This window comes from Streptomyces sp. NPDC026500, from assembly GCF_055567635.1.
In genome coordinates this window covers 327291-353569 of sequence record NZ_JBVHQB010000006.1, presented here as the reverse complement: position 1 = coordinate 353569, position 26279 = coordinate 327291, and the positions used below count along the sequence as shown (strand labels likewise).

Sequence of the window (26279 nt, the reverse complement as noted above, 5' to 3'; positions counted from 1 at the left end):
CGGGATACTGGAATCATGCGGTTGACGGTTTTCTGGCAGCGAATGGCTGATCACTTCGGCGCGGGGTACGCCGAGACGTTCGCGCGCGATCATGTGATGACGGAACTCGGCGGGCGCACCGTCCACGAGGCGCTGAACGCGGGCTGGGAGGCCAGGGACGTGTGGCGTGTGGTGTGCGCCACGATGAACGTTCCGTACGAAAACCGCTGAAGGGGACCGAAGACAGGGGGACGTGGACCCGGTGTCGGTGGCGTGGGCCAGACTTGCCGGGTGGCCCCGACAGACGAGAACACGCAGGTCGATCAGCAGGCATCAACGTTGGGCACGACGCCGCCCGACCCGCCGGGCGGGGACGCCGCCGGGCAGGGCCTGCGCATGCCGCGCTGGCTGCCGCGTGCGATGGTGCTCGCCCTCACGCTCATAGCCGTGTTCCAGCTGGGCAGTTGGGCGTTCCACCAGCTCACCGGCCTGCTGATCAACATCCTGATCTCGTTCTTCCTGGCGCTCGCGATAGAACCAGCGGTCAGTTGGATGGCCTCACGGGGCATGCGCAGAGGGCTGGCCACCTTCCTGGTCTTCCTGGGCTCGTTGATCATGATCGCCGGGTTCATCACGCTGCTCGGTTCGATGCTCGCGGGCCAGATCATCAAGATGATCGAGGGCTTCCCCGACTACCTCGACTCGGTCATCAACTGGGTCAACACGCACTTCCACACCGAACTGAGACGGGTCGACATCCAGGAAGGCCTGCTGCACTCCGACTGGCTGCGGAAGTACGTGCAGAACAGCGCCACCGGTGTCCTGGACGTGTCCGGTCAGGTGCTGGGCGGCCTCTTCCAGCTGCTGACGGTCGCGCTGTTCTCGTTCTACTTCGCCGCCGACGGACCGCGGCTGCGGCGCGCGCTGTGCTCGGTGCTGCCGCCGTCCCGGCAGGCCGAGGTGCTGCGCGCCTGGGAGATAGCCGTCGACAAGACCGGCGGCTATCTGTACTCACGTGGTCTGATGGCGCTGATCTCGGGGGTGGCGCACTACATCCTGCTGCAGGCGCTGGGCGTGCCCTACGCGCCCGTGCTCGGCGTGTGGGTGGGTCTGGTCTCGCAGTTCATCCCGACCATCGGCACCTATCTCGCGGGCGCCCTGCCCATGCTGATCGCGTTCACGATCAATCCCTGGTACGCGCTGTGGGTGCTCGTCTTCGTCGTGGTCTACCAGCAGTTCGAGAACTATGTGCTGCAGCCCAAGCTGACCTCCAGGACGGTGGACATCCACCCCGCGGTCGCCTTCGGGTCCGTCATCGCGGGCACGGCGCTCCTCGGCGCTGTCGGCGCGCTGATCGCCATCCCTGCCGTCGCCACCCTGCAGGCGTTCCTGGGGGCGTATGTGAAGCGCTACGAGGTCACGGACGACCCGCGGGTGCACGGGCACCGCACGCGCAGCTCGGCCGGCCTCCTCGCGCGCGTGCGGCGGCAGCTCGGCCGGTGAGCGGGTCCTCGCCGCGCGTTCACCAGGTGAGGGCGGCGTGGACACCGGCGACGACGACGGCCGCCGCGTAGCAGCCGACCGCCCCCTGCACGATCCGCTGCCTGACCTTGTCGCTCCAGTCGGTGCGCGACAGCAGCCAGGCCAGCGCGGGCAGCACCAGCACGGCGTGCAGGCTCACGCCGTGCAGCGGCTTGAGCGGAGCCGTCGAGTGGTACGCGGCCTCCTGATGGCCGGTCCGGGTGAGGACGACCCCGCGCGCGATCATCGCGGCGCCCGAGGCCAGCGCGACGAGCAGGACCGCGAACCCGGAGCGCACGGCGAGCGGCATACCGACGGGGCCCGTGGGCCGACTCCGGAACGAGGCGACCGCGAACAGGGTCAGCACCACGACCAGAACCCCGCCGCCCACCGCGAGCATCATGGACACCGCCGTGTCGAAGCCGGTCTCCATGTTGAGATGCGAGGGCACCCGGCGCCATGCCTGGAGGGTGATCCCGCCGACCTCCACCACGCAGTCCGCGGCGAACACGACGAGCAGTGCGGTGCGCAGGCGCGCCTCCATCCGCACGTACGACGTGACCCAGGTGATCGCGATCAGGGTCAGCCCGAAGGAGAGCCCGAAGGTGACGGGCTTGCGCCAGGAGACGGGACCGTCCCACGGGCCGCCGTCGACCGCGAAGACCAGCAGATGCAGACAGCCCGAGAGGACGAGCAGGGCGCCCGTCGCGCAGCAGAGCCACTCGGCCGGCCGGAGCGAGGGCTTCGGCGGTATCAGGGGACGGGTCCTCGTCGTTCGCATGGCCCACAGCCTGCCGGGCGGGCCTGGTGGCGTCGTCGTACGCCCGAAGACACCGGCGGTACGCCCGGGAGAGTAGCCCGGGTCCGGGGGTGGGTGCGGCGTCGGGGACGGGTGCATTGGCGGGTGCGGTGGCTCGGACCGGTGGGATCTTCGGGGCGTTGTCGGAGCGCGAACGTAGTCTCGGAGGTGCCGCGTGGTGCGCTTGACACGAAAATCGAACATCCATTCTTATGGAAGTTCCGGCGGAGCTCTCGACGGGGGATTCGGCACGGTTTCGACGGAGATGTGCCCGAGTTATCCACAGGCCGGACGGGCGTCGGGGCGCATTGTCAGTGGCAGGCGTTAGCGTCTTTGACGTGAAGCGATCGACTCAAGCAAACCGGGTGGAACCCATGGCAGGAACCGACCGCGAGAAGGCGCTCGACGCCGCGCTCGCGCAGATTGAACGACAGTTCGGCAAGGGTGCAGTGATGCGCCTGGGCGAGCGGCCGAATGAGCCCATCGAGGTCATCCCCACCGGGTCGACCGCGCTCGACGTCGCCCTTGGCGTCGGCGGCCTGCCGCGCGGCCGAGTGGTGGAGGTGTACGGCCCGGAGTCCTCCGGCAAGACGACCCTGACCCTGCACGCGGTGGCGAACGCGCAGAAGGCCGGCGGCCAGGTGGCGTTCATCGACGCCGAGCACGCCCTCGACCCCGAGTACGCGAAGAAACTCGGCGTCGACATCGACAACCTGATCCTCTCGCAGCCGGACAACGGCGAGCAGGCCCTGGAGATCGTGGACATGCTGGTCCGCTCCGGTGCCCTCGACCTCATCGTCATCGACTCCGTCGCGGCCCTGGTGCCGCGCGCGGAGATCGAGGGCGAGATGGGCGACTCGCACGTGGGTCTGCAGGCCCGTCTGATGAGCCAGGCCCTGCGGAAGATCACCAGCGCGCTCAACCAGTCGAAGACCACGGCGATCTTCATCAACCAGCTCCGCGAGAAGATCGGCGTGATGTTCGGCTCCCCGGAGACCACGACGGGTGGCCGGGCGCTGAAGTTCTACGCCTCGGTGCGACTCGACATCCGCCGCATCGAGACGCTGAAGGACGGCACGGACGCGGTCGGCAACCGCACGCGCGTCAAGGTCGTCAAGAACAAGGTCGCGCCGCCGTTCAAGCAGGCCGAGTTCGACATCCTCTACGGGCACGGCATCAGCCGCGAGGGCGGCCTGATCGACATGGGTGTGGAGCACGGCTTCGTGCGCAAGGCGGGCGCCTGGTACACGTACGAGGGCGACCAGCTCGGCCAGGGCAAGGAGAACGCGCGCAACTTCCTGAAGGACAACCCCGACCTCGCCAACGAGATCGAGAAGAAGATCCTGGAGAAGCTGGGTGTCGGTGTGAGGCCGGCGGCGCCCACCGCCGAGCCGGGCACGGACGCGGCGGTCTCGGCCGCGCCGGACGACGCCGCGAAGACGGTGCCCGCTCCGGCCGCCAAGACCACCAAGTCCAGGGCCGCGGCGGCCAAGAGCTAGGCCATGACACGACGAACCGACTGGGCCGAGTACGCCTACCCCCTCGCCCCCGAGGGGACGGGGCAGGGGTACGGCGGGGGAGCCGGCGGCCCGGCCGGAGACGGGGAAAGGTCGTCCGGCGGTGCCGGGGGGTACGGCGGTCAGCCGTACGGCACCGACGACGGGCTCTACGGAGCCCACGGTTTCCATGGCGCCGGTCCGGACGACGGTGATCCGGCCGGCGGCGGTTCGACGGGCGGTGACGCGCGGTGGGGTGACGGCCTGCCGGGCGGTCACGGTTCGCCGGACGCTGCCTCCCGGCGTGGTGGACGCGGTGAGGGCGGACCGCGTGGGGGACGAGGTCGTCGAAGGCGTGGCGGTTTCGGTGAGCCGTCCGGCGACCCGCAGGACGGGGACTCCCCCTCCTCGTCGAGGGCCGAGAAGGGGGAGTCCCCGGGGGACCCGGCTGAGCGGGCGCGCGCGATCTGTCTGCGCCTGCTCACCGGGACCCCGCGCACGCGGAAGCAACTGGCGGACGCGTTGCGCAAGCGCGAGATCCCGGACGAGGTGGCGGACGAGGTGCTGTCACGGTTCGAGGAGGTCGGGCTGATCAACGACAGCGCCTTCGCGGACGCCTGGGTCGAGTCCCGCCACCATGGCCGGGGGCTGGCCCGACGGGCGCTCGTCCAGGAGCTGCGGACCAAGGGCGTGGAATCGACGCTGATCGACGAGGCCGTCGGACAGCTCGACTCCGAGCAGGAGGAGGCGACCGCTCGTGAGCTGGTCGCCCGCAAGCTGCGCTCCACACGCGGACTCGACCGCGACAAGCGACTGAGACGTCTCGCGGGCATGCTCGCCCGCAAGGGCTACTCCCAGGGAATGGCCCTGCGCGTGGTCAGCCAGGCGCTGGAGGAAGAGGGCGAGGACACGGAAGGGCTCGGGGACGAGGGGTTCTGATCCCGCCGGTTTCCGTATGAGCGATCCCGCGGACTTCCGTACGAGGGCGGTCCGTCACGATGGCGGTTCGGCCAGCTCACGGTCCCTGCGGCTCGATCGTTCACGGCTCCACGTGCCGACTCGACCGGTCTCGCGTGCACGTACCGGCTCGGCGGTCACCGGTGCACGTGCCGACTTGGTACATCACCCGTGCACGTGCCGGCTCGACCGGTCACGCGCACAGGTGCCGGCTCGGCGGTCACCGGTGCACGTGCGTGCCGACTCGGTACATCGCCCGTGCACGAGCCAGCTCGATACGTCGCCCGTGCACTTGCCGACCCGATACGTCACCCGTGCGCGAGCTGGTGACCGTCCTTCGTGAGTACGAGCCCTTGGTGAGTGTGAGCGGCGGTCAGCTCTCCGTGTCGGAGGCCGTCACCGGAAGGCCGGCGCTCTTCCACGCTTGGAAGCCGCCGACCAGATCGGTGGCCCGGTGCAGTCCCAGCCGGCGCAGGGAATCGGCGGCGAGGCTGGAGGCGTACCCCTCGTTGCAGAACACCACGATCCGCAGGTCGTGGCTCGTGGCCTCCGGGGCGCGGTGGCTGCCCGTGGGGTCGAGCCGCCACTCCAGTTCGTTGCGTTCGATGACGAGCGCGCCGGGGATCAGACCGTCGCGTTCGCGCAGGGCGGCGTACCGGGTGTCGACCAGAAGTGCTTCGCCACTCCGTACGGCCTTGAACGCCTCCTCGGCCTCCATGCGGTCCAGGCCCGCGCGGACCTGCTCCAGCAACGCGTCGATGCCCACGGGCGGCTGGGTGCTCACTGCCAGTCCTCCGGACGCTCGACGTGCTCCAGGCGCAGGATCTGGCCCGTACGGCTGTAGCGGCGGATCTGCGGGAGCGGCGGGTAGTAGGCGTGGACCGAGATCGCGTGCTCCCCGGTGGACTCGTTGAGCACCTCGTGCACGTGATGGCGGCCGAAGCCGCGGCCGGTGCCCGCGGGCAGCTTCCGCTGCCGGTCGATCTCCTCGGTGAGTTCCAGGGTCTTCCAGCCGTCGGCGGGCAGCCGGGCGGCGAGCGAGTTCTCCTTGAGTTCGCCCGACGCGGTGAGGAAGGCGCCCACGGATTCGGCGTGGTCGTGCCAGCCGGTTCCGCTGCCCGGTGGCCAGCCGATGAGCCAGGCCTCGCTGCCGCCGGGGCCTTCGAGCCGCACCCAGGTGCGGCCCTCGGGGTCGAGCGGGAGCGAGGCGATCAGCTCGGCGTCGGCGGCCGTACGGCGTACGAAAGCGAGCAGGTCGGCCTGGGTGGGGGTACGGGGTGCGGCGGAGACAGCGGCATCAGTGGAAACGGCGGCAGGCGTGGAGACAGAGGGTGACAGAGACACTCGGACCGTCCTGAGAGTTCGCGAGAGGAGCGCGCGGCGGCACGAGAGTGGCGCGCGGGAGATGAGGATGCGAAGTCAGAGGGACGGACGACACACGCAGCCCGCATAGCGGACGAGGTCCATATGGACCCTCCGCCACAGGCGCACACAGGTGTCGGTCACGATCCGGAGTACACCATGGTGGCGCAGACCGGTCAACTCACCGTCACTATATGGACCATGGAGGCCTCGGGAGCCGGGAAACCCCAGGTCGGACGGTTACCGAGCGTTCAACTGCGGCCCTCTGCGGCTCAGCTCCGGCCCGCGGTCGTTCAGCTCCGGCCCGCCGTCGTTCAGCTCCGGCCCGCCGTCGCTCAGCTCCGGCCGCCGTCGTTCAGCTCCGGCCCGCTGTGGCCGAGCTCCGGCCCGCCGTCGTTCAGCTCCCGCCGCCTGTCGCTCAGCTCCCGCCCGCGGTCGCTCAGCTCCTGCCCGCTGTCGCCTCCGCGGCGGTCTCCGCCTGTGCCTGCGCCGGTCCGCCGAGGGTCGCCTCGGCCGCCTCGTACAGGTCGGCCGGGCGGACTCCGCCGAGCGCGGTGACCAGGTGCCCGTCGGGGCGGACCAGGAGCACGGTGTGCGCCGCCGCACCCGGGTAGCTCTCCGCGACGAGCAGTTCGGCGGGGTGCGGCAGCGCGGTCACGGCGGCGGCGAGCCGGGGCATGATGCCGGCCGTCACCCAGTGCTTGCGCTCCCACACCCCCGTACCCGGAGCGATCAGCACGACGAGCAGGACCCCGCGCCCGAGCCGCTCCCGCAGCGGAACGAACGAGCCGTCCTCCGCGGTCACCCGCACATCGACGACCGGCGCGCCGGGCTCGGTGTCGACGGGGGCGTGCGACTCGACGGGCGGGGGCATGAGCGGGGAGTCGGCGTACGCCCCCGGCGCGCCCAGCGGGCCGCGGCCCAGGTGGCCGTCCGTGAGCAACGCGTCGTGGCCGCGGGCGGACCCGGGGACGTAGGCGCGCAGGCCGCCGCCGCTCCGCAGCAGGGGCAGTGCCTGGTCGGCGGCGCGCAGCCGGGCGGCGACCACGGCGCGCCGTTCCGCCTGGTAACTGTCGAGGAGTGTCCCGTGCGGGCCGTGGTGCCAGGCGAGGGCCAGCTTCCAGGCGAGGTTGTCGGCGTCCCGCAGCCCTTCGTCCAGGCCCTGGGTGCCGAGGGCGCCGAGCAGATGGGCCGCGTCCCCGGCGAGGAAGACCCGGCCGACGCGCCACCGACGGGCGAGACGGTGGTGGACGGTGTGGACTCCGGTGTCGAGCAGTTCGTACGCGGGTGTGGTGCCCCCGCTCCAGCCTCCGAGTGTCTCCCGGATGCGCGCCACCAGCAGGTCGGGCGTGACCAGGTCCTTGCCCGGGGGCAGCAGCCAGTCCAGGCGCCACACGTCCTCGGCGAGCGGGCGCGCGCTCACCTCGCCCGCGGAGGGGCCGGAGGTCCGCCACGGTGTCATCCGGTGCAGCAACGCTTCGCCGGGCCAGGGAAGTTCCGTGCGCAGGGCCGCCACGGCGTGCCGCTCGACGGCGGTACGGCCGGGGAAGCGGATGTCCTGCAGCTTGCGTACCGTCGAGCGCGGTCCGTCGCAGCCGACCAGGTAACTGCCGCGCCACCAGGTGCCGTTGGGGCCCCGGGTGTGCGCGGTGATGCCGGAGGTGTCCTGCTCGACGGAGTCGAGGCGGCTGTGCACGGCGACCTTGATGAGCCGTTCGTGGATGATGGCCTCGCGCAGTGCGCCGGTCAGCGCGTGCTGGGCGATGTGCAGCGGGGCGGTGAACTCCTCACCGTGCGCCGGGCCTTCCGCGCCCCGGGACGGACCGGAGCCGCGCGCGGCGACGGCCCCCCGAGGACCGTCGCCCCACGCGGTCTCGGCGCCCCGGGAATCGGCGGCGCCGTTCGTGCTCCCCGCGCTCCCGGAACCCTCCCCGCCGAACGCGATCTCGCGCATCACCTGGTTGCGCCGCATCGACCGCCATCCGGCCCAACGGAAGCCGGCGTCGTCGAGAGGGAGACCTGTCAGCCGCTCGACGAGCGCGACCGTGTCCTCGCGCAGCACCACGGTCCGCGCGAGCCGCAGTTCGTCCTTGCCCGGTCCCTCGTCGAGGACCACGGAGGGCACCTCCTGGCGGGCCAGCGCAAGGGCGAGCGTGAGCCCCACGGGCCCTGCTCCGACGATGATCACCGGGTCCACGGCGCGGTGCCCCCTGCACGGAGCTGTGTCCTGAGGGACGTACGGGAACAGGCAGGTGGAGCGAGGTGCACGATCACAGAACGTATGCAACCCATTGCCGCTGCTTGCGTCAAGTGACGGGGTCAGTGGCGATCATGCCACTGGCCCCGCCTGTCACACGGATCGACCGTTCTTCGGACGATTCGTCAGATCGCGCCCCCGCCCGCTCCTGTCGCCGCCGTACCCGCGATCGACGCGTCGTTGGGGGAGAGCACCGCGCCGGTCGTCTTCTTGCGGCGGCGCAGCCTGCCCTCCAGCCAGGAGGCGAAGCTGGTGATCGTGAAGTTCAGCACGATGAAGATGACGGCGACCACGATGAAGCTCGGGACGACGTTGGCGTAGTTGGCCGCGAGCGTGCTGCGCGCGGTGAGGAGTTCCCCGTAGCCGATCATCACGCCGCCGAGCGCGGTGTCCTTGACGATGACGACGAGCTGGCCGACGATCGCCGGGAGCATCACGGTGACCGACTGCGGCAGCAGGATGCTGGTCATCGTCTGGCCCTTGCGCAGGCCGATCGCGTACGCGGCCTCGGTCTGCCCCTTCGGCAGCGCGAGGATGCCCGCTCGTACGACCTCGGCGAGGACCGAGGAGTTGTAGAGCACGAGCCCGGTGACCACCGCGTAGAACGGGCGGTCCTCGCTCGCGATGTTCCCGGACTTGGCGTAGAGCTCGTTCGCGAACAGCATCAGCAGCAGTACCGGGATCGAGCGGAAGAACTCGACCACGGCGCCTGCCGGAACGCGCACCCAGCGGTGGTCGGACAACCGCGCGATGCCGAAGACGGCGCCCAGGGGGAGGGCGATCACCATGCTGAGCGCGGCGGCCTTCAGTGTGCCGAGAAGACCCGGCCACAGATACGTGCTCCAGGCGTCCGCCGTGGTGAACGGTTCCCACAGGGACCATTTCAGCTGGCCCTTGTCGTCCATCGCCGTCCAGACCCACCACAGGAGGAGGGCGAGCAGGACGACGAAGAGCACCGAGAGGAGCACATTGCGGCGCTTGGCGCGAGGGCCGGGGGCGTCGTAGAGAACGGAGGTCATCGCTTCACCGCCAGTCGCTTGCCCAGCCAGCCGAAAAGGAGGCCGGTGGGCAGGGTCAGGACCACGAACCCGAAGGCGAAGACCGCGGCGATGAGGACCGTCTGGGCCTCGTTCTCGATCATCGTCTTCATCAGGGTGGCGGCCTCCGCCACGCCGATGGCGGCGGCCACGGTCGTGTTCTTGGTCAGCGCGATCAGCACGTTCGCCAGCGGGACGATGGCCGAACGGAACGCCTGCGGCAGCACGACGAGCCGGAGGGTCTGGCTGAAGCTCAGCCCGATCGCGCGGGCCGCCTCGGCCTGCCCGACCGGAACGGTGTTGATGCCGGAGCGCAGCGCCTCGCAGACGAAGGCCGCGTGATAGCCGACGAGACTGAGTACCGCGAGCCGGAAACCCTGGAGCTTGAAGTCGTCGGACGCGCCCAGCGTCACGCCGAAGATGTCCGCGAGGCCGAGCGAACTGAAGACGATGATGACCGTCAGGGGGATGTTCCGGACGATGTTCACGTAGGCGGTGCCGAATCCGCGCATGAGCGGGACCGGGCTGACCCGCATCGCGGCCAGCAGGGTGCCCAGGACCAGGGAGCCGAGGGCGGCGATGACGGTGAGCTTCACCGTCATCCAGAACGCCCCCAGGACGTCATAACCTTGAAGAAAGTCGAACACGATCTCCCGCGCTTCCGGGTGGTGGCGTACGTGACGGACGGGGTGGCCGCGGTGTGCCGCCGCCGTGATCGCGGTGGGCGGCGGCACACCTGCGCAACCCCGCGGGAACCGCGGATTCCCGCGTTGCCCGAGGGTCCCTGCGTGACTCGGTGATCCCCTGCGTTACTCGACGGCAGTCAAGTCCCCTGTGCTACTTGACGATCACGCCGATCTTCGGGGCCTGCTCGTTCTTGTAGTGAGCGGGGGCGAAGTTCTTCTCGACCGCCTTCTGCCAGGCGCCGTCGCTCACCATCTTCTCCAGCGCGGTGTTGATCTTGTTCACCGTCGCGGTGTCGCCCTTCTTGACGCCGATGCCGTAGTTCTCGTTGCTCAGCTTGAGACCGGCGAGCTTGAACTGACCCTTGTACTTGTCCTGCGCGGCGAAGCCCGCGAGGATCGAGTCGTCTGTGGTCACCGCGTCCACAGCGCCGCTCTGCAGGCCCGCGATGCACTCCGAGTAGCCGCTGTACTCGCGCAGGTTGGCCTTCGGAGCGATCGTCTTCTGGACGTTCTGCGCCGAGGTGGAACCGGTCACGGAGCAGAGCTTCTTGCCGTTGAGGTCCGTGCCCTTGGAGATGTCCGAGCCGGTCTTGACGAGCAGGTCCTGGTGGGCCAGCAGGTACGGGCCGGCGAAGTCGACCTTCTGCTTGCGCTCGTCGGTGATCGAGTAGGTGGCCGCGATGAACTTCACGTCTCCGCGGGCGAGCGCGTTCTCGCGGTCGGCGCTCTTGGTCTGGATGAACTCGATCTGGCTGGGCTTGTATCCGAGCTGCTTGGCCACGTAGGTCGCGACATCCACGTCGAAACCGGCGAAGGATCCGTCCGGCTGCTGCAGGCCGAGACCGGGCTGGTCGAACTTGATGCCGATCTTGATCTTGCCGCCGCCCGAGGGCGAGGACCCGCTGTCGTTCTTGTCGCTCGAACCGCACGCGGTGGCGGTCACGGCAAGCGCGAGTACGGCGGCCGAGGCGGCGGCTGCCTTGCGGAGCTTCATGGTGAACATCCTTTGAGTAAGGGCGGAGTACGGGCCTTCGACGGGCGGGTGACGTGTGTGGTCCCCCGCGCGCGGGGAGGTCAGGATCCCCGCGCGCGGGGACGTCAGTCGCGCGGGGACGTCAGTGGTGCAGGATCTTCGAGAGGAAGTCCTTGGCACGGTCGCTGCGCGGATTGCTGAAGAACTGGTCCGGCACAGCCTCTTCCACGATGCGGCCGTCGGCCATGAAGACGACCCGGTTGGCAGCCGAACGGGCGAAGCCCATCTCATGGGTGACGACGATCATCGTCATGCCGTCCCGGGCGAGTTGCTGCATGACTTCGAGGACCTCGTTGATCATCTCGGGGTCCAGTGCGGAGGTCGGCTCGTCGAAGAGCATGACCTTGGGGTCCATCGCCAGCGCCCGCGCGATGGCGACGCGCTGCTGCTGGCCGCCCGACAACTGTGCCGGGTACTTGTCCGCCTGTGAGCCGACGCCGACGCGGTCGAGCAGGCCGCGGGCCTTCTCCTCCGCCGCCTGCTTGCCGGTCCTACGGACCTTGATCTGCCCCAGCATCACGTTCTCGAGCACGGTCTTGTGCGCGAAGAGGTTGAAGGACTGGAAGACCATGCCCACATCGGCCCGGAGCCGGGCGAGCCCCTTGCCCTCCTGGGGCAGCGGCTTGCCGTCGATCGAGATGTCACCCGAATCGATGGTCTCCAGGCGGTTGATGGTGCGGCACAGGGTGGACTTCCCGGACCCGGAGGGCCCGATGACCACGACGACCTCGCCACGGGTGATCGTCAGGTCGATGTCCTGGAGCACGTGCAACGCGCCGAAGTGCTTGTTGACGCTCTTCAGGACGACCAGTTCGTCGGTCGTGGCCATGGCGTCCTTGGCCACCGGTACGTCGGTCATCGCTTTTGGGCTCCGTCCTCCTCGGTTTCGGTGGACAGTAGTAACCCCGCACGACCAGCGTCATTACATCTGAGGGGAACTTGAGCATCACGATCCGGTAGCAATCGGACACGTGTCGTAGCAGTCCGTACAGACGCGCGTACCGGCTGGGTAACGGAAGCCCCGAGCAACCCGAAGCCCCTTGACGCCGTCCTTGTCCATCGGCGTGACTTCCTTGGTGCATGCGTGTGTGCACCGCACTCCACAAAAGAGATCGTACGACCGATGAACCGGAGGGGGTCGGAATGAGACTGCTCCTCGTCGAGGACGACAATCACGTCGCCGCCGCCCTGTCCGCGGTGCTGGCACGGCACGGCTTCGACGTCACACACGCCCGCAGCGGCGAGGAGGCCCTGCAGGCGCTCGTCCCGGAGAGCGACGGCTTCGGTGTCGTCCTGCTCGACCTGGGACTGCCCGACCAGGACGGCTACGAGGTGTGCGGCAAGATCCGCAAGCGGACCGCCACACCGGTGATCATGGTCACCGCGCGCGCGGACGTACGCTCCCGCATCCACGGCCTCAACCTCGGCGCCGACGACTATGTGGTGAAGCCCTACGACACCGGGGAACTGCTGGCCCGGATCCACGCCGTCGCCCGGCGCACCGCCCACGACGACGCCTCGGCCCCCGGCGAGACCATGCTGCACCTCGGCCCGGTACGCATCGAACTCCCCAACCGCCAGGTCACCGTGGAGGGTTCGACGGTCCAGCTGACCCGCAAGGAGTTCGACCTGCTGGCGCTGCTCGCCCAGCGCCCCGGCGTGGTGTTCCGCCGGGAGCAGATCATCAGCGAGGTGTGGCGCACCAGTTGGGAAGGCACCGGGCGCACCCTGGAGGTGCATGTCGCCTCGCTGCGCTCCAAGCTGCGCATGCCGGCGCTGATCGAGACCGTACGCGGCGTCGGGTACCGGCTCGTCGCCCCGGCTGCGTAGCGGGCACGGGTGCGTACACGTCTTCTCCCGCTGCTCATCGTCCTGATGGCGGCCGTGCTGCTCGCGCTCGGCGTCCCGCTCGCGGTGAGCGTCGCGGCGGCGCAGCAGCAGCGCGTGGTCGTCGATCGCATCGACGACACCGCACGCTTCGCGGCCCTCGCCCAGTACGTGACCGAGCCCCCGAGCCGCTCCCAGGGGGGCTTCCCGGACGAACGCGGCGAGACCCTGCGCACCGAACTCGCCCGATACTACGAGGTGTACGGCATCCGGGCCGGCGTCTTCTACCGCAACGACAAGCCCATGGCCAACGCGCCGGAGACCTGGCTCCTGCCCAGGACCGGCGAGGCCCGCGACGCCTTCAGCGAGGCGCTCGTCAGCCGCCGCAGCCATGACCCCGAACAGGTCTGGCCCTGGCAGCAGCACCGACTCGTGGTCGCCTCCCCGGTGATCAGGGACGGCGACGTCATCGGCGTCGTCGTCACCGACTCGCCCACCGGGCAGATGCGTTCCAAGACCCTGCACGGCTGGCTGATCATCGGCGCCGGCGAGATCGCCGCGATGCTCCTCGCGCTCGGCGCCGCGCTGCGCCTCACCGGCTGGGTGCTCAAGCCCGTCCGTGTCCTCGACGCCACCACTCACGACATCGCGACCGGCCGTCTGAAGTCCCGGGTCGCGCCCTCCGGCGGACCGCCCGAACTCCAGCGCCTGGCGAGGTCGTTCAACGAGATGGCGGACAACGTCGAGGACGTGCTGGAACAACAGCGTGCCTTCGTCGCCGACGCCTCGCACCAACTGCGCAACCCGCTCTCGGCGTTGCTGCTGCGCATCGAGCTGCTCGCCCTCGAACTCCCCGAGGGCAACGAGGAGATCGCCTCGGTCCGCACCGAGGGCAAGCGCCTCACCCAGGTGCTCGACGACCTGCTCGACCTGGCGCTCGCCGAGCACGCCGAGGCCGATGTGCGTCTCACGGACATCGGTGCCCTGACCGCCGAGCGCGTGGCGTCCTGGCAGCCGGTCGCCGAGAGCAAGGGCGTACGGCTGGCGGGGAACTGTCCGCCCACCACCGCGTGGGCCGACCCCGTCACGCTCTCCAGCGCCCTGGACGCGGTGATCGACAACGCGGTCAAGTTCACGCCCGAGGGGGAGAGCGTCGAGGTGACGGTCGCTTCGAACGGCGAGTCCTCGACCGTCGTGGTCACCGACGGCGGCCCCGGCCTCGGCGACGAGGACCTGGCCCGCATCGGCGACCGCTTCTGGCGCAGCGCGGTCCACCAGAACGTCAAGGGCTCCGGCCTCGGCCTGTCCATCTCCCGGGCCCTGCTCGCCGCGGGCGGCGGCTCCATCGCGTACGACCACCACGAGCCGCACGGCCTGCGGGTGACGGTGACGGTACCCAGGTCGGGGCCGGCGACCTGAGGGATCGCGCGAGGGGCGCGCCGCACCGCGGGGCGGCCCGTGCGGGAACCGGGTGGGCCGCCGAGGTCTCGGCGGCCGGTGGAGCGGTGGCTTCGGCGGTCGGTGGCACCGAGGATTCAGCAGCGGGTGGCATCGAGGCCTCAGCAGCCGGTGGCAAGGCTTCGGCGGATGGTGGCGCCTTGGCCTCGGCGCCGCGGCGTACGGCTACGGCTTGATCGACCGGTAGTAGCGGCGCGCGCCCTCGTGCAGGGGCAGCGGGTCCGTATAGATGGCCGTACGCAGGTCCACCAGCTGGGCCGCGTGCACCACGGCGCCGATGTGGTCGCGGCTGGCGATCACCGTGCGGGTGAGCTCCTCGGTGAGCTTCGCGTCCGCGTCCTCCCGGGTGATCAGGAAGTTGGCCACGGCCAGCGTCTGCACGGAGGAGCCGCGCTGCGCCTCGGGATAGGCGTCGGCGGGCATCACGGCGGACCGGTAGTAGCGGGAGGCGCCGCCCTGCTCGTGCAGCTTCTCGACGAGGTCGCTGCCGATCGGCACCAGCCGGATGTCGTCGTCCTTGGAGAGCTCCTGAACGGCGTTCGTCGGCAGGCCGCCCGACCAGAAGAAGGCGTCGATCTTGTGGTGCTCGAGCAGGCTGGGCATGTCCGCGATGCCGTCGGCGAGGGGCTTGATGTCCGTGTCGGGATCGAGACCCGCTGCCTGGAGCACATGGTCCGCGATCAGCCGTACCCCGGAACCGCCCGGTCCGACGGCGACCCTTTTGCCCTTCAGGTCCGCCACGGACCGCACCGGCGAGGAGCGCAGGACCACCAGGTGCACATAGTCGTCGTAGAGCCGCGAGCAGCCGCGCAGCCGGCCCGCTCCCGGCTTGTTCTGCAGGATGTACGTCTCCACGGCGTCGGCCGCCGCGATGGTGAAGTCGGCCTCGCCCGTGGCCACGCGCCGGACGTTCTGCTGAGATCCGTCGCTGCTCACCAGCTTCACGTTCAGGTGGGGCATGTCCTTGGCGATGGCGCCCTGGAGGAGCTTGCCGTACATCTGGTAGACCCCGGTCCGGGTGCCCGTGCTGAAGGTGATCGTCCCGCTCGGGGACTCCTCGCCCAGCGGCAGCAGCCACCACAGCAGCAGACCGACGACCGCGAAGACGGCCGCCGAGCCGAACAGCGCGCGGCGCCGGCCGATACGGGGGAGTGCCTGGAACATGCGCGCGATCCTGCCAGCCCTGGGCGGTCCTGGCCAGGGCCGGTCCCACAAGGGGGTTCCGGCGGATCGGTAGGCTCGCCGAATGCCGTCGTCCTCCCCTTCACAGGTCCCGCCGCCCGCCTCTCCCGTATTTCCCGGCTCCCCGGTACCTTCCCCGGCACCGCTGGTCCGTGAGTTCCATCTCGCTTTCGGTCTCGATGTCCGTGGCACCCCGGCCGAGGTCTCCCCGGAGCTCGCCGCACACCGCGGTGAGCTGCTGGCCGAGGAGGCGGCCGAGGTCGCCGAGGTCTCGGTCGACGGCCCGCTCGACCGGCTGGCGCACGAGCTCGCCGACGTCGTGTACGTGGCGTACGGCACGGCCCTCGTCCACGGGATCGACCTCGACGCGGTGATCGCCGAGATCCACCGGGCCAACATGACGAAGCTGAGCCCCGACGGGCACGTGACCCGCAGGGCCGACGGGAAGGTACTCAAGGGCGAGCACTACCGGGCACCGGATGTGTCGGAGGTGCTGCGGCGGCAGGGGTGGAGCGCACCCGACGCGTAACACCGGACGCGTATCACCGGGGGCGCCCCGACGCGGGAGGCCGCACGGCCGCCGCCACCGCCGGGGAGCCCACCAGCGACGACCAGGAGAGCGCATGAACGAGCCGGCCGAACTCGATCTGCCCGTCGAGGGCGGAACCCTCCGTGTCCTGCGGTTCGGCAGGGGGCCGCGGGTCGCTCTCGCGGCGCACGGCATCACCGGGTCCGGGATGTCCTTTCGTGCCCTGGCCCGTCAACTACCCGAAGAGTGGAGCCTGTTCGCGCCCGACCTGAGAGGCCGCGGCGGCAGCGCGGGCACCCCGGGCCCGTACGGCCTCGACCGGCACGCCCTGGATCTCTGCCGCCTGGCGGAGGCCCTGGGCACGGGCGGGCCGGTCGCCCTGACCGGGCACTCGATGGGCGCGTACGTCGCGCTGCGTGCGGCCACGCGCCGGCCCGGGCTGTTCGACCGACTGCTGCTCGTCGACGGCGGACTGCCGCTGCCCGTGGCGCCCGGCGCCGACCTCGACGCCATCCTCGACGACACCCTCGGGCCCGCGCTGGCCCGCCTCAGCCGGACGTACGAGACCGACCGGGCCTACGTCGACTTCTTCCGCGCGCATCCGGCGCTCGGCCCCCACTGGAACGCGGACATCGAGACGTACGTGCGCTACGACGTCACAGGGGCCCGGGGTGCCCGGCGTTCGAAGGCGCGCGAGGAGGCCGTACGGCACGACGGGCGCGATCTGCTGACGTCCGCCGACCTGTTCGCCGCCGACCTCACAGGGCTCCGCGTCCCGGCGCTGCTGCTGCACGCGCCGCTCGGACTGCTCGGCCAGGAGCCGCCCATGCTGCCGGCAACCGTCGTCGAACGCTGGACCGGCCGGTCCGGGAGCCTCCCCGCCGAGCTGATCGACGGCTCCAACCACTACACGATCCTGCTCGGAACGGCGGCTGGGACGGTCGCGGAGCGGTTCGTCGGACTGGGCGAGTGATCAGCCACGGATCGCACGCCGGGTGCCGGAGGCCGCACGTCGTGTGACGGGCGGCGGGCCGCGTTCGGCGGCGGCGACGGGTGCACGGGCTCCGGCGTCCGGACGTACTCCAGGTACCGCCTACCCTTGTCACATGAGCAGCGGCGACCGGAGTCAGGCAGTGGACGTTCAGGAATCCAAGACGTACGAAGTGCGCACCTACGGGTGTCAGATGAACGTCCATGACTCCGAACGGCTCTCCGGGCTGCTCGAAGAGGCCGGTTACGTGCGGGCGTCCGAGGGCTCGGACGGCGACGCGGACGTCGTCGTCTTCAACACCTGCGCGGTGCGCGAGAACGCCGACAACAAGCTCTACGGCAACCTCGGCCGCCTCGCCCCGATGAAGACGAAGCGCCCCGGCATGCAGATCGCCGTCGGCGGCTGCCTCGCCCAGAAGGACCGCGACACGATCGTGAAGCGGGCGCCCTGGGTGGACGTCGTCTTCGGCACGCACAACATCGGCAAGCTGCCCGTCCTCCTGGAGCGCGCCCGTGTCCAGGAGGAGGCGCAGATCGAGATCGCCGAGTCCCTGGAGGCCTTCCCCTCCACGCTGCCGACCCGCCGCGAGAGCGCGTACGCCGCCTGGGTGTCGATCTCCGTCGGCTGCAACAACACCTGCACTTTCTGCATCGTCCCGGCGCTGCGCGGCAAGGAGAAGGACCGCAGGACCGGTGACATCCTGGCCGAGATCGAGGCCCTGGTCGGCGAGGGCGTCTCCGAGATCACCCTCCTCGGCCAGAACGTCAACGCGTACGGCAGCGACATCGGTGACCGTGAGGCCTTCAGCAAGCTGCTGCGGGCCTGCGGGCGGATCGAGGGCCTGGAGCGCGTCCGCTTCACCTCGCCGCACCCGCGCGACTTCACCGACGACGTGATCGCCGCCATGGCGGAGACACCGAACGTGATGCCGCAGCTGCACATGCCGATGCAGTCCGGATCGGACACCGTCCTGAAGGCGATGCGCCGCTCGTACCGTCAGGAGCGCTTCCTCGGGATCATCGAGAACGTCCGGGCCGCCATCCCGGACGCGGCGATCACCACCGACATCATCGTGGGCTTCCCCGGTGAGACGGAGGAGGACTTCGAGCAGACCCTGCACGCGGTCCGCGAGGCCCGCTTCTCGGCGGCCTTCACGTTCCAGTACTCCAAGCGCCCCGGCACGCCCGCGGCCACCATGGAGGGGCAGATCCCCAAGGAGGTCGTCCAGGCGCGCTACGAGCGTCTCGTCGCCCTCCAGGAGGAGATCTCCTGGGACGAGAACAAGAAGCAGGTCGGCCGCGTCCTGGAGCTGATGGTCGCCGAGGGCGAGGGCCGCAAGGACGGCGCCACCCACCGCCTCTCCGGCCGCGCCCCCGACAACCGGCTGGTCCACTTCACGAAGCCCGACGCGGAGGTCCGCCCCGGCGACGTGGTCACCGTCGAGATCACGTACGCCGCCCCGCACCACCTGCTCGCCGAGGGCGCCGTCCTGGACGTGCGCCGCACGCGCGCGGGGGACGCCTGGGAGAAGCGCAACGCCGCCGAGACCGCCAAGCCGGCGGGCGTCATGCTGGGCCTGCCGAAGATCGGCGCCCCGGAGCCGCTGCCGGTCGCCACGGGCAGCGGCTGCGGCTGCGACTGACGGGTCCGGGACGGCAGCGGGACGCCGGACGCCCGCAGAGCGGGCAGTGGCCTGTTCACGCCCGCGCGTCCACGGAGACGGAGTGGGACCAGGGCAGATCGTCGGTGTGCGGCGTTACGCTGCGGCTCATGCTTGTAGCCGCCGCAGTCTGCCCCTGCCCTCCGCTGCTCGTCCCCGACGTCGCCGTCGGCGCGGCACCCGAATTGGACGCCGCGCGGGCGGCCTGTACGGACGCGCTGGGCGTGCTCGCCGCCTCCCGTCCCGACCTGCTGGTGGTCGTCGGACCCGCAGAGGAGAGCGGTCGCGGACCGCATCCGGAGGGCACACGCGGCTCCTTCAGCGGCTTCGGGGTCGACCTCGACGTCTGCCTCGGTCGCCCGCACGCGGCGCGTGCGAACCCCGACGGGGTGGCGCGCGCCAACTCCGACGCTGCGAGCGTGGACCCCGACGCGGCCAGGTCCAGTCCCGATGCCTCGGAACGCGAACTGCCGCCCTCCCTCGCCGTCGCCGCGTGGCTGCTGGAGCGCACCGGCTGGTCCGACGCCCCGGTGGAGGGGCTCGGGGTCGGGGAGCCCCTGGAGACCGAGCGGTGCATCCGAGCCGGGGAGCACATCGGCGGGCGGGCCGGGCGGGTGGCCGTGCTGGTGATGGGTGACGCCAGCGCGTGCAGGACGCTCAAGGCGCCGGGCTATCTCGACGAGCGCGCGGCGGACTTCGACGCGGAGGTCGCGCGGGCGCTCGGGACGGCGGACGTCGCTGCCCTCAAGGCGCTGGACACCTCCCTGGCGTACGAGCTGAAGGCAGCGGGGCGGGCCCCCTGGCAGGTCCTCGCGGGCGCGGCCGAGGGCGCGGGGCTCGGCGGCGCCCTGCTCTACGACGACGCTCCGTACGGGGTGGGATACCTGGTGGCGGCCTGGTCGTAGGAGACGGAGACGGAGCCGGAGCCGGAGCCCGGGTCGGGTCGGGTCGGGGTCGCGACGAGAACGTCCCGACGCCTTGGGCCGTACGGGCGTGACGTGCGCCGACGCGCCCCACGGACTCTCCGCCGACTCCCGGGCACGGACGCGTCAACGCGCCGTCAGCCGTACCGGCCCCGGACACCGCGTCAGCCGTTGCGGCCCGGACGAGCCGTCAGCCCGTGTACATGCCCGGACGGAGCGGTCTGCGACGGGGGCCCGGACGAGCGGTCAGCCACGGGGGCCCGGACGCGGCGGACGGCCGGAAGCAGCCTGAGCGCTTCGCGGCCGTCCTCCGATGTGCGGGTTGTTCAGGACGGCTGAGGCGGGGTCGGCACGTCCGGCGGGCTCCCGGCTCCGCCTCCGTCCTTGTGCGCGAGGCGGTCCATGGCGTCCTTCGCCTTGCCCGTGCCCGTCCGGATCTTGTCGCTGTACTTGTGCTTGGTCTTCTCGTCGACCACCTTCGCGGCCTTGTCGAGGCCGTGAGTGACCTTGTGCCCGTGCTGCTGCGCGAGCCCGGAGACCTTGTCCTTGGCGGGTTCCAGCTTGGCTTTCAGATTGTCCATCAGACCCATGGTTCGCCTTCCCTCGCGGGACAGTTACGTGCGGGAGCCCTTGCCGGCCTCGTTGTCGGCGGCCTGTTCGGCGGTCTGCTGCTTGGGGATGTCCACGTCCTCCGCGGCGGCGGCCCCGGCGGTCCCCGCCGTCGCCTCGCCCTCGTTCTCGGACGAATCCTTCGCCTCGGAAGAACCCTTCGCCTCCACCGCCACCGCCGCCGCGGCGGCGGCCGGCTGCTCGGCGGCCCGCCCCTCGGCCGGCGCCTCCTCCGTAGCCTTTGACCTCCGGAGAAGCCGTTCAAAAACGCCCATATCCGCTCCATACGTTACTCGTGAGGGCGAAATTCCGCGTTGCCCGGTGAGTCTCATTGCGTCACCCGGGTCACCGGTTCTCGAAACCGGCGGCTGGAACCTCGCAAGGGGGAACGAACCCGGACCCCTGGCGTCACGTAGCTCGTTGGAGGAGAGGTCCCCGGGTTTGCGAGACTGGGACCGTGAGTAGCGCACCCCCCGCCCCCCGGGTCATCGCCGTCGTCGGACCGACCGCGGCAGGAAAGTCCGATCTGGGCGTCTTCCTCGCCAGACACCTCGGAGGCGAGGTGGTCAACGCCGACTCGATGCAGTTGTACCGAGGGATGGACCTCGGCACCGCCAAGCTGACGCCCGAGGAGCGCGGCGGCATCCCGCACCATCTCCTGGACGTCTGGGACGTGACGGTCACGGCCAGCGTCGCCGAGTACCAGCGGCTCGCCCGCGCCCGCATCGACGCACTGCTCGCCGAGGGGCGCTGGCCGGTCCTGGTGGGCGGCTCCGGACTTTACGTCCGCGGGGCCGTCGACAAGATGGAGTTCCCCGGCACCGACCCCGCGGTGCGCGCCCGCCTGGAGGAGGAACTGACCCTGCGCGGCTCCGGAGCGCTGCACGCGCGGCTCGCCATGGCCGACCCCGGCGCCGCCCAGGCGATCCTGCCCAGCAACGGCCGCCGTATCGTCCGCGCCCTCGAAGTCATCGAGATCACCGGCAAGCCCTTCACCGCCAATCTGCCCGGCCACGACTCCGTGTACGACACCCTCCAGATCGGTGTCGACGTGGCGCGCCCCGAGCTCGACGAGCGCATCGCGCGCCGGGTGGACCGGATGTGGGAGGCCGGGCTCGTGGACGAAGTACGCACTCTGGAGGCGCACGGCCTGCGCGCCGGGCGCACGGCGTCACGCGCGCTCGGGTATCAGCAGGTCCTCGCGGCGCTCGCCGGGGAGTGCACCGAGGAAGAGGCCCGCGCCGAGACCGTTCGCGCCACCAAGCGCTTCGCGCGCCGTCAGGATTCATGGTTCCGGCGCGACCCCAGGGTGCATTGGCTCAGTGGGGCTGCGGCGGACCTGATGGAACTCCCGGAACTCGCACTGGCGTTGGTCGAACGACCGGTCACAGCCTGATCACGTCATGGCATCGGGACGCTCCGGCCGTCATCCGGGCCTCCGGCGCCGTGCCATCATCAAGCTTCGATCGACCAGTGAAGTCCGAGTTGGGAGGGCGCGTGGCGATGGAGGCCGGCCCTCGCGACACTGCACGAGGCACCGAGTACGGTGCTGATCCGGACGGAGTTCGTCCGAGCATCGATCCGGACGCCGATCCCGGCGTCGAGCCGGAGCTGGGCGGAGAGCGACTGAGCTCCGACGGCCCCGAGGACACCCCCGGCGGGGTGATCGCCGACGGCCCCGAGCCCGGCGCGATGTCCCCGGAGCCGGAGGTCGAGGTCGAGCTGCGCCCGCAGCGTCTGCTGCGCATCTGGCAGCTCGCTCCCATCGTGGCGCTGGCCGCGACGGGCTCCCTGATGTTCGCCTTCCCGCTCGCCTTCGAGTTCGGTGACGGCGGTGCCGTGGTCGCCATGCTCGGGCTGCTGATCTGCCTGTGCGCCGCCGGCTGGGGCATGATGGCCGCCCGCCGGGTCGGCTACACCCTGCCCGGCTTCCCGCCGCGCGGCTCCGGCCGACGCGCCGACTGGCGGGTGGTGATCGCGTACATCGTGGTCGTCGCCGCGGTGGCCGTGCTCGCCGTGGGGCGAGTGGCCCGACTGCGCTGACCCCACGGGCCCGGTCCGACAGGACACGGGCCCGATCCGGGCCGGTCGTGTCGTTTCGTCGAGACCTCGTCCCGGCGCGGACGGAAGCGCCGTTCCGACACCGCCCCGCGCCGGCCGGACTGTCGTACGGACCCCGTACGATCGAGGAATGAGCACGCGGATCGCCTTCCTCAAGGGGCACGGGACCGAGAACGACTTCGTGATCATCCCGGACCCGGAGAACGTCATCGACCTGCCTCCCGCCGCTGTGGCCGCTCTGTGCGACCGCCGCGCGGGCATCGGCGGCGACGGTCTGCTGCACGTCGTGCGGTCCGCCGCGCATCCCGAGGCCAAGCGGATGGCGGCCGAGGCGGAGTGGTTCATGGACTACCGCAACGGCGACGGCTCGGTCGCCGAGATGTGCGGCAACGGAGTGCGTGTGTTCGCCCACTACCTCCACCGCGCCGGATATGTGGCCGAAGGCGACATCGCGGTCGCCACGCGCGGGGGAGTGAAGCCCGTGCACATCGCCAAGGACGGAGACATCACCGTCGGCATGGGCAAGGCGCTCCTCCCCGAAGGAGGGGTCACGGTGAGCGTCGGCGAGCGCAGCTGGCCCGCGCGCAACGTGAACATGGGCAACCCGCACGCCGTCGCCTTCGTGGACGACCTCGCGCATGCCGGCGATCTGTTCACGCCGCCGCCGTTCACCCCGGCGTCGGCCTACCCGGACGGGGTCAATGTCGAGTTCGTGGTCGACCGGGGGCCGCGCCATGTCGCCCTGCGGGTCCACGAGCGCGGCTCCGGCGAGACCCGCTCCTGCGGCACCGGCGCGTGTGCCGTGGCCGTCGCCGCGGCCCGTCGCGACAACGCCGACCCCGCCGTGACCGGCACCCCGGCGACGTACACCGTCGACGTGCCCGGCGGACGCCTGGTGATCACCGAGCGGGCGGACGGCCAGATCGAGATGACGGGCCCCGCGGTGATCGTCGCCGAGGGCGAGATCGACGCGGAGTGGCTGGACGGTGCCCTGCGCTGAGCCGCGCAGCGGGGGACCGGTGCGCTCGGCCTCCCACCGGCGGGCTCCCACCCCCGACACGCACACCGGGGCGACGCCGTACGCCAGCGCCGGTCCGGCGGTACGCGCATACGCGGCTGCACGGACGCGGGGCCGGCCGCACCGGTTCGATGTCGGCCGCACCGGTTCCATTCCGTCCCGCGCCACTGGTCGGACGTCGTACGTCCATGCCGTCCCTTCCAGGAGTTCGAAACCGTAAACCCCAAAACCTTCGCTCGAATGGGTGATCCGTTTCACGCTCGGCGAGAGGCGGTCAGCCGGGCGTGGTGGGGTCGGTAGCATCAAGCACCGGCCCGGACGGGGGAAAGACACCATCCCCTGAGCCGAGTACGCCATGGGGCACCCGTCCGCCGGTCTTACGCAGCCGGAGGTGCCCATGAGTGCGGAGGCGACGAATCCCGCGACGCCAGGCCCTGCAACGCCCGCCCCCCAGCGCTCGGCCTCGCTGGAGCCGGGGGTGCCCCCGGCGCACCGCAAGAAGGCGCGGCCCCGGATCGACCTGCGTCGGCTGGGGCGGGCCGCACTGCTCGGGCCCGCGACCCGCGACCGGCTGCCGGACGCGATCGGGCATGTGGCCGAGGCGCACCGCGCCCACCATCCCGACGCCAAGCTGGAGCCCCTGCGCCGGGCGTACGTGCTCGCGGAGTCCTCGCACCGCGGCCAGATGCGCAAGAGCGGCGAGCCGTACATCACGCACCCGCTCGCCGTGACCCTGATCCTCGCCGAACTCGGCGCCGAGACGACGACATTGACCGCCTCCCTGCTCCACGACACCGTCGAGGACACGGAAGTGACGCTGGATCAGGTGCGTGCGGAGTTCGGCGACGAGGTCTGCTATCTGGTGGACGGCGTCACCAAGCTGGAGAAGGTCGACTACGGCGCGGCCGCCGAACCGGAGACCTTCCGGAAGATGCTCGTCGCGACGGGCAACGACGTCCGGGTGATGTCGATCAAACTCGCGGACCGGCTGCACAACATGCGGACCCTCGGCGTCATGCGCCCCGAGAAACAGGCGCGGATCGCCAAAGTGACCCGGGACGTGCTGATCCCGCTCGCCGAGCGCCTCGGCGTGCAGGCACTCAAGACCGAACTGGAAGACCTCGTCTTCGCGATCCTGCATCCCGAGGAGTACGCGCACACCCAGGAGCTCATCTCCGAGAACGCGAGCCGCGACGGCAACCCGCTCGCGGAGATCGCGGAGGAGGTACGCGTGGTCCTGCGCGACGCCGGGATCCAGGCCGAAGTCCTCATAAGGCCACGGCACTTCGTCTCCGTTCACCGGGTGTCGCGCAAGCGCGGCCCCATGCGGGGCGCCGACTTCGGACGCCTCCTGGTGCTCGTGAACGAGGACGCCGACTGCTACGGCGTCCTCGGCGAACTCCACACCTGTCTCACCCCGGTGGTGTCGGAGTTCAAGGACTTCATCGCCGTCCCCAAGTTCAACCTGTACCAGTCGCTGCACACGGCCGTCACCCGTGGCGACGGCCAGGTCGCCGAAGTCCTCATCCGCACGCACCAGATGCACAAGGTCGCCGAGGCCGGAGTCATCGCGCTCGGGAATCCCTACGCTCCGCCGTCGGAGGACCAGCCGGACGGCGGCGGCGAACGCCCCTTCGACGGCGAGCGTGCCGACCCCACCCGCCCCGGCTGGCTCTCCCGGCTGCTCGACTGGCAGCAGGGCGCCCCGGACCCGGACACGTTCTGGTCGACGCTCCGCGAAGACCTCGCCCAGGACCGTGAGATCACCGTCTTCCGCGCCGACGGAGGCTCGTTGGGCCTTCCGGAGGGCGCCAGTTGCGTCGACGCGGCGTACGCCCAGTACGGCGAGGACGCGCACGCCTGCATCGGCGCCCGCGTCAACGGCCGCCTGGCGACGCTGAGTACGGTCCTGAAGGACGGCGACACCGTTCAGCTCCTCATGGGCCAGGACCCCGCCTCCGAGCCGTCCAGGGAGTGGCTGGAGCACGCGCACACGGCCGCCGCGCGGATCGCCATCCAGCGCTGGATGGCCACGCACCCCGCACCCGGCGCCGAGGAGGCGTCCAGAACCTCCGCCACGGGCCCCAGGCCGTCCGCCGAGGCCCCGGCCCGCCCCACCGAGGCGCAGGTCGCCCGCCCCGCGAGTGCCGTCGCCGACCCGCCCGGCGCGTCCGTACGCATGGCCGGCTGCTGTACGCCCGTACCGCCCGACGAGGTGACCGGCTTCGCCGTCCGCGGGGGAGTGGTCACCGTGCACCGCGTGGAGTGCGCCGGGGCGGCGCGCATGAAGAGCGCGGGGCGCCCGGAGGTCGGTGTGCGCTGGGGCGACACCACCGAGTGCCGTGTGACCCTGGTCGCCGAGTCCTTCGGACGCCCGCATCTGCTCGCCGACCTCACCGAAGCCATCGCGGCGGAGGGCGTCGCCATCGTCTCCGCGACCGTCGAACCCCCGAGCCAGCAGCGCGTGCGCCACACCTACACGCTCCAACTCCCGGACGCGGCCCGCCTCCAGGGCCTGATGCGCGCGATGCGCAATGTGCCCGGCGTGTACGACGTGAGCCGGGCCCAGCATCCGGCGACGGCAGCTCAGTAGACACCGGGCGACGGCCGGCCAGTGGGACCCGGTGTCGGCAGTCCCGTAGGCACTGGACGTCGGAGGCCCCGCACGCACCCGGCGACGGCCGTCCAGTGGGCACCGGGCGACTGCAATCCCGCAGGCACCGGATGACGTCCGCCCCGTGGGCACCGGATGACGTTCGCCCAGTGGCACCGGATGACGGAGGCCCTGTGGGCACCGGGCGACGGTCGGCCCGTAGGCACCGGACGACGGCCACCCCCGTAGACGCCGGACCACGGCCACCCCGTAGGCGCCGGATGACGGCAGTCCGCCAGTA

Annotated in this window: 26 protein-coding genes; 14 read left to right on the top strand and 12 right to left on the bottom strand. The window is 70.9% G+C overall.

Features of this window, described 5'->3' with window-relative positions; translation table 11 throughout:
- Positions 1–15: 15 nt before the first annotated feature.
- Together ACZ4N5_RS14435 and ACZ4N5_RS14430 are read left to right on the top strand one after the other, a co-directional pair.
- Positions 16–210 carry a DUF3046 domain-containing protein gene (locus ACZ4N5_RS14435; RefSeq protein WP_467757404.1) on the top strand — a complete coding sequence of 65 codons (195 nt, stop codon included), beginning with the start codon at positions 16–18 and terminating at the stop codon, positions 208–210.
- A 60-nt stretch (positions 211–270) separates the two neighbouring features.
- The gene (locus ACZ4N5_RS14430; RefSeq protein ID WP_467757403.1) at positions 271–1482 is read left to right on the top strand and encodes an AI-2E family transporter; all 1212 of its coding nucleotides are present in this window, start codon (positions 271–273) and stop codon (positions 1480–1482) included.
- Positions 1483–1501: 19 nt separating this feature from the next.
- Here the strand turns inward: ACZ4N5_RS14430 and ACZ4N5_RS14425 are convergent, their stop codons facing one another.
- A complete protein-coding gene (locus tag ACZ4N5_RS14425; protein ID WP_467757402.1) occupies positions 1502–2281 on the bottom strand; it encodes a hypothetical protein in 780 nt (259 codons plus the stop codon).
- Positions 2282–2673: 392 nt separating this feature from the next.
- Between ACZ4N5_RS14425 and recA the strand changes: the two genes are divergently transcribed.
- Together recA and recX are read left to right on the top strand one after the other, a co-directional pair.
- Positions 2674–3798 (top strand): recombinase RecA, encoded by a 1125-nt coding sequence (gene recA / locus ACZ4N5_RS14420; RefSeq protein ID WP_467757401.1) that lies wholly within the window; start codon positions 2674–2676, stop codon positions 3796–3798.
- A gap of 3 nt (positions 3799–3801) precedes the next feature.
- Positions 3802–4734: a recombination regulator RecX gene (gene recX / locus ACZ4N5_RS14415; protein WP_467757400.1), complete on the top strand. Its 933-nt coding sequence runs from the start codon at positions 3802–3804 to the stop codon at positions 4732–4734.
- Between the two features lie 391 nt (positions 4735–5125).
- Here recX and ACZ4N5_RS14410 read toward each other — a convergent pair whose 3' ends face one another.
- From ACZ4N5_RS14410 to ACZ4N5_RS14375, 8 genes are all read right to left on the bottom strand, one after another.
- Positions 5126–5536 carry a rhodanese-like domain-containing protein gene (locus ACZ4N5_RS14410; protein ID WP_467757399.1) on the bottom strand — a complete coding sequence of 137 codons (411 nt, stop codon included), beginning with the start codon at positions 5534–5536 and terminating at the stop codon, positions 5126–5128.
- Entirely contained in the window at positions 5533–6096 is a 564-nt protein-coding gene (locus tag ACZ4N5_RS14405) for a cupin domain-containing protein (RefSeq protein ID WP_467757398.1), read from the bottom strand. Before ACZ4N5_RS14405 ends, ACZ4N5_RS14410 begins: the two co-directional genes overlap by 4 nt.
- Before the next feature lie 75 nt (positions 6097–6171).
- Positions 6172–6243 carry a putative leader peptide gene (locus ACZ4N5_RS14400; protein ID WP_355987938.1) on the bottom strand — a complete coding sequence of 24 codons (72 nt, stop codon included), beginning with the start codon at positions 6241–6243 and terminating at the stop codon, positions 6172–6174.
- A gap of 310 nt (positions 6244–6553) precedes the next feature.
- Positions 6554–8311 carry an FAD-dependent monooxygenase gene (locus ACZ4N5_RS14395; RefSeq protein ID WP_467757397.1) on the bottom strand — a complete coding sequence of 586 codons (1758 nt, stop codon included), beginning with the start codon at positions 8309–8311 and terminating at the stop codon, positions 6554–6556.
- A gap of 185 nt (positions 8312–8496) precedes the next feature.
- Entirely contained in the window at positions 8497–9390 is an 894-nt protein-coding gene (locus ACZ4N5_RS14390; protein ID WP_467757396.1) for an amino acid ABC transporter permease, read from the bottom strand.
- Positions 9387–10055 carry an amino acid ABC transporter permease gene (locus ACZ4N5_RS14385; RefSeq protein ID WP_467757430.1) on the bottom strand — a complete coding sequence of 223 codons (669 nt, stop codon included), beginning with the start codon at positions 10053–10055 and terminating at the stop codon, positions 9387–9389. The genes ACZ4N5_RS14390 and ACZ4N5_RS14385 overlap by 4 nt, the downstream gene beginning before the upstream one ends.
- Positions 10056–10245: 190 nt before the next feature.
- Entirely contained in the window at positions 10246–11088 is an 843-nt protein-coding gene (locus ACZ4N5_RS14380; RefSeq protein WP_467757395.1) for a glutamate ABC transporter substrate-binding protein, read from the bottom strand.
- A gap of 121 nt (positions 11089–11209) precedes the next feature.
- Positions 11210–11986 carry an amino acid ABC transporter ATP-binding protein gene (locus ACZ4N5_RS14375; protein WP_467757394.1) on the bottom strand — a complete coding sequence of 259 codons (777 nt, stop codon included), beginning with the start codon at positions 11984–11986 and terminating at the stop codon, positions 11210–11212.
- Positions 11987–12270: 284 nt separating this feature from the next.
- On the opposite strand from ACZ4N5_RS14375, the gene ACZ4N5_RS14370 reads away from it, so the two are divergent.
- The gene (locus ACZ4N5_RS14370) at positions 12271–12957 is read left to right on the top strand and encodes a response regulator transcription factor (protein ID WP_467757393.1); all 687 of its coding nucleotides are present in this window, start codon (positions 12271–12273) and stop codon (positions 12955–12957) included.
- Positions 12958–12966: 9 nt separating this feature from the next.
- A complete protein-coding gene (locus ACZ4N5_RS14365) occupies positions 12967–14373 on the top strand; it encodes a HAMP domain-containing sensor histidine kinase (protein WP_467757392.1) in 1407 nt (468 codons plus the stop codon).
- A gap of 204 nt (positions 14374–14577) precedes the next feature.
- Here the strand turns inward: ACZ4N5_RS14365 and ACZ4N5_RS14360 are convergent, their stop codons facing one another.
- Positions 14578–15576, bottom strand: coding sequence for a TAXI family TRAP transporter solute-binding subunit (locus ACZ4N5_RS14360; protein WP_467757391.1), 999 nt, complete (start codon positions 15574–15576; stop codon positions 14578–14580).
- Positions 15577–15658: 82 nt separating this feature from the next.
- Between ACZ4N5_RS14360 and ACZ4N5_RS14355 the strand changes: the two genes are divergently transcribed.
- From ACZ4N5_RS14355 to ACZ4N5_RS14340, 4 genes are all read left to right on the top strand, one after another.
- Complete coding sequence (locus ACZ4N5_RS14355; protein WP_467757390.1) at positions 15659–16123, top strand: pyrophosphohydrolase domain-containing protein; 465 nt, start codon at positions 15659–15661, stop codon at positions 16121–16123.
- 94 nt (positions 16124–16217) lie between these two features.
- Positions 16218–17096: an alpha/beta fold hydrolase gene (locus ACZ4N5_RS14350; RefSeq protein WP_467757389.1), complete on the top strand. Its 879-nt coding sequence runs from the start codon at positions 16218–16220 to the stop codon at positions 17094–17096.
- 133 nt (positions 17097–17229) lie between these two features.
- Positions 17230–18756: a tRNA (N6-isopentenyl adenosine(37)-C2)-methylthiotransferase MiaB gene (gene miaB / locus ACZ4N5_RS14345; protein ID WP_467757388.1), complete on the top strand. Its 1527-nt coding sequence runs from the start codon at positions 17230–17232 to the stop codon at positions 18754–18756.
- Positions 18757–18884: 128 nt separating this feature from the next.
- The gene (locus tag ACZ4N5_RS14340; protein WP_467757387.1) at positions 18885–19679 is read left to right on the top strand and encodes a class III extradiol dioxygenase subunit B-like domain-containing protein; all 795 of its coding nucleotides are present in this window, start codon (positions 18885–18887) and stop codon (positions 19677–19679) included.
- 344 nt (positions 19680–20023) lie between these two features.
- Here the strand turns inward: ACZ4N5_RS14340 and ACZ4N5_RS14335 are convergent, their stop codons facing one another.
- Both ACZ4N5_RS14335 and ACZ4N5_RS14330 read right to left on the bottom strand, forming a co-directional pair.
- Positions 20024–20287 carry an antitoxin gene (locus ACZ4N5_RS14335; protein WP_467757386.1) on the bottom strand — a complete coding sequence of 88 codons (264 nt, stop codon included), beginning with the start codon at positions 20285–20287 and terminating at the stop codon, positions 20024–20026.
- Positions 20288–20311: 24 nt separating this feature from the next.
- Positions 20312–20581: a hypothetical protein gene (locus ACZ4N5_RS14330; protein ID WP_467757385.1), complete on the bottom strand. Its 270-nt coding sequence runs from the start codon at positions 20579–20581 to the stop codon at positions 20312–20314.
- 182 nt (positions 20582–20763) lie between these two features.
- Between ACZ4N5_RS14330 and miaA the strand changes: the two genes are divergently transcribed.
- The 4 genes from miaA to ACZ4N5_RS14310 all read left to right on the top strand — a co-directional run bounded on the left by miaA (position 20764) and on the right by ACZ4N5_RS14310 (position 25978).
- Positions 20764–21702 (top strand): tRNA (adenosine(37)-N6)-dimethylallyltransferase MiaA, encoded by a 939-nt coding sequence (miaA, locus tag ACZ4N5_RS14325; RefSeq protein WP_467757384.1) that lies wholly within the window; start codon positions 20764–20766, stop codon positions 21700–21702.
- Between the two features lie 107 nt (positions 21703–21809).
- Positions 21810–22349 carry a hypothetical protein gene (locus ACZ4N5_RS14320; RefSeq protein ID WP_467757429.1) on the top strand — a complete coding sequence of 180 codons (540 nt, stop codon included), beginning with the start codon at positions 21810–21812 and terminating at the stop codon, positions 22347–22349.
- 148 nt (positions 22350–22497) lie between these two features.
- Positions 22498–23367, top strand: a complete 870-nt coding sequence (dapF, locus tag ACZ4N5_RS14315) for a diaminopimelate epimerase (RefSeq protein WP_467757383.1) — start codon at positions 22498–22500, stop codon at positions 23365–23367.
- A gap of 415 nt (positions 23368–23782) precedes the next feature.
- The gene (locus tag ACZ4N5_RS14310) at positions 23783–25978 is read left to right on the top strand and encodes a RelA/SpoT family protein (RefSeq protein WP_467757382.1); all 2196 of its coding nucleotides are present in this window, start codon (positions 23783–23785) and stop codon (positions 25976–25978) included.
- Positions 25979–26279 lie beyond the last annotated feature (301 nt).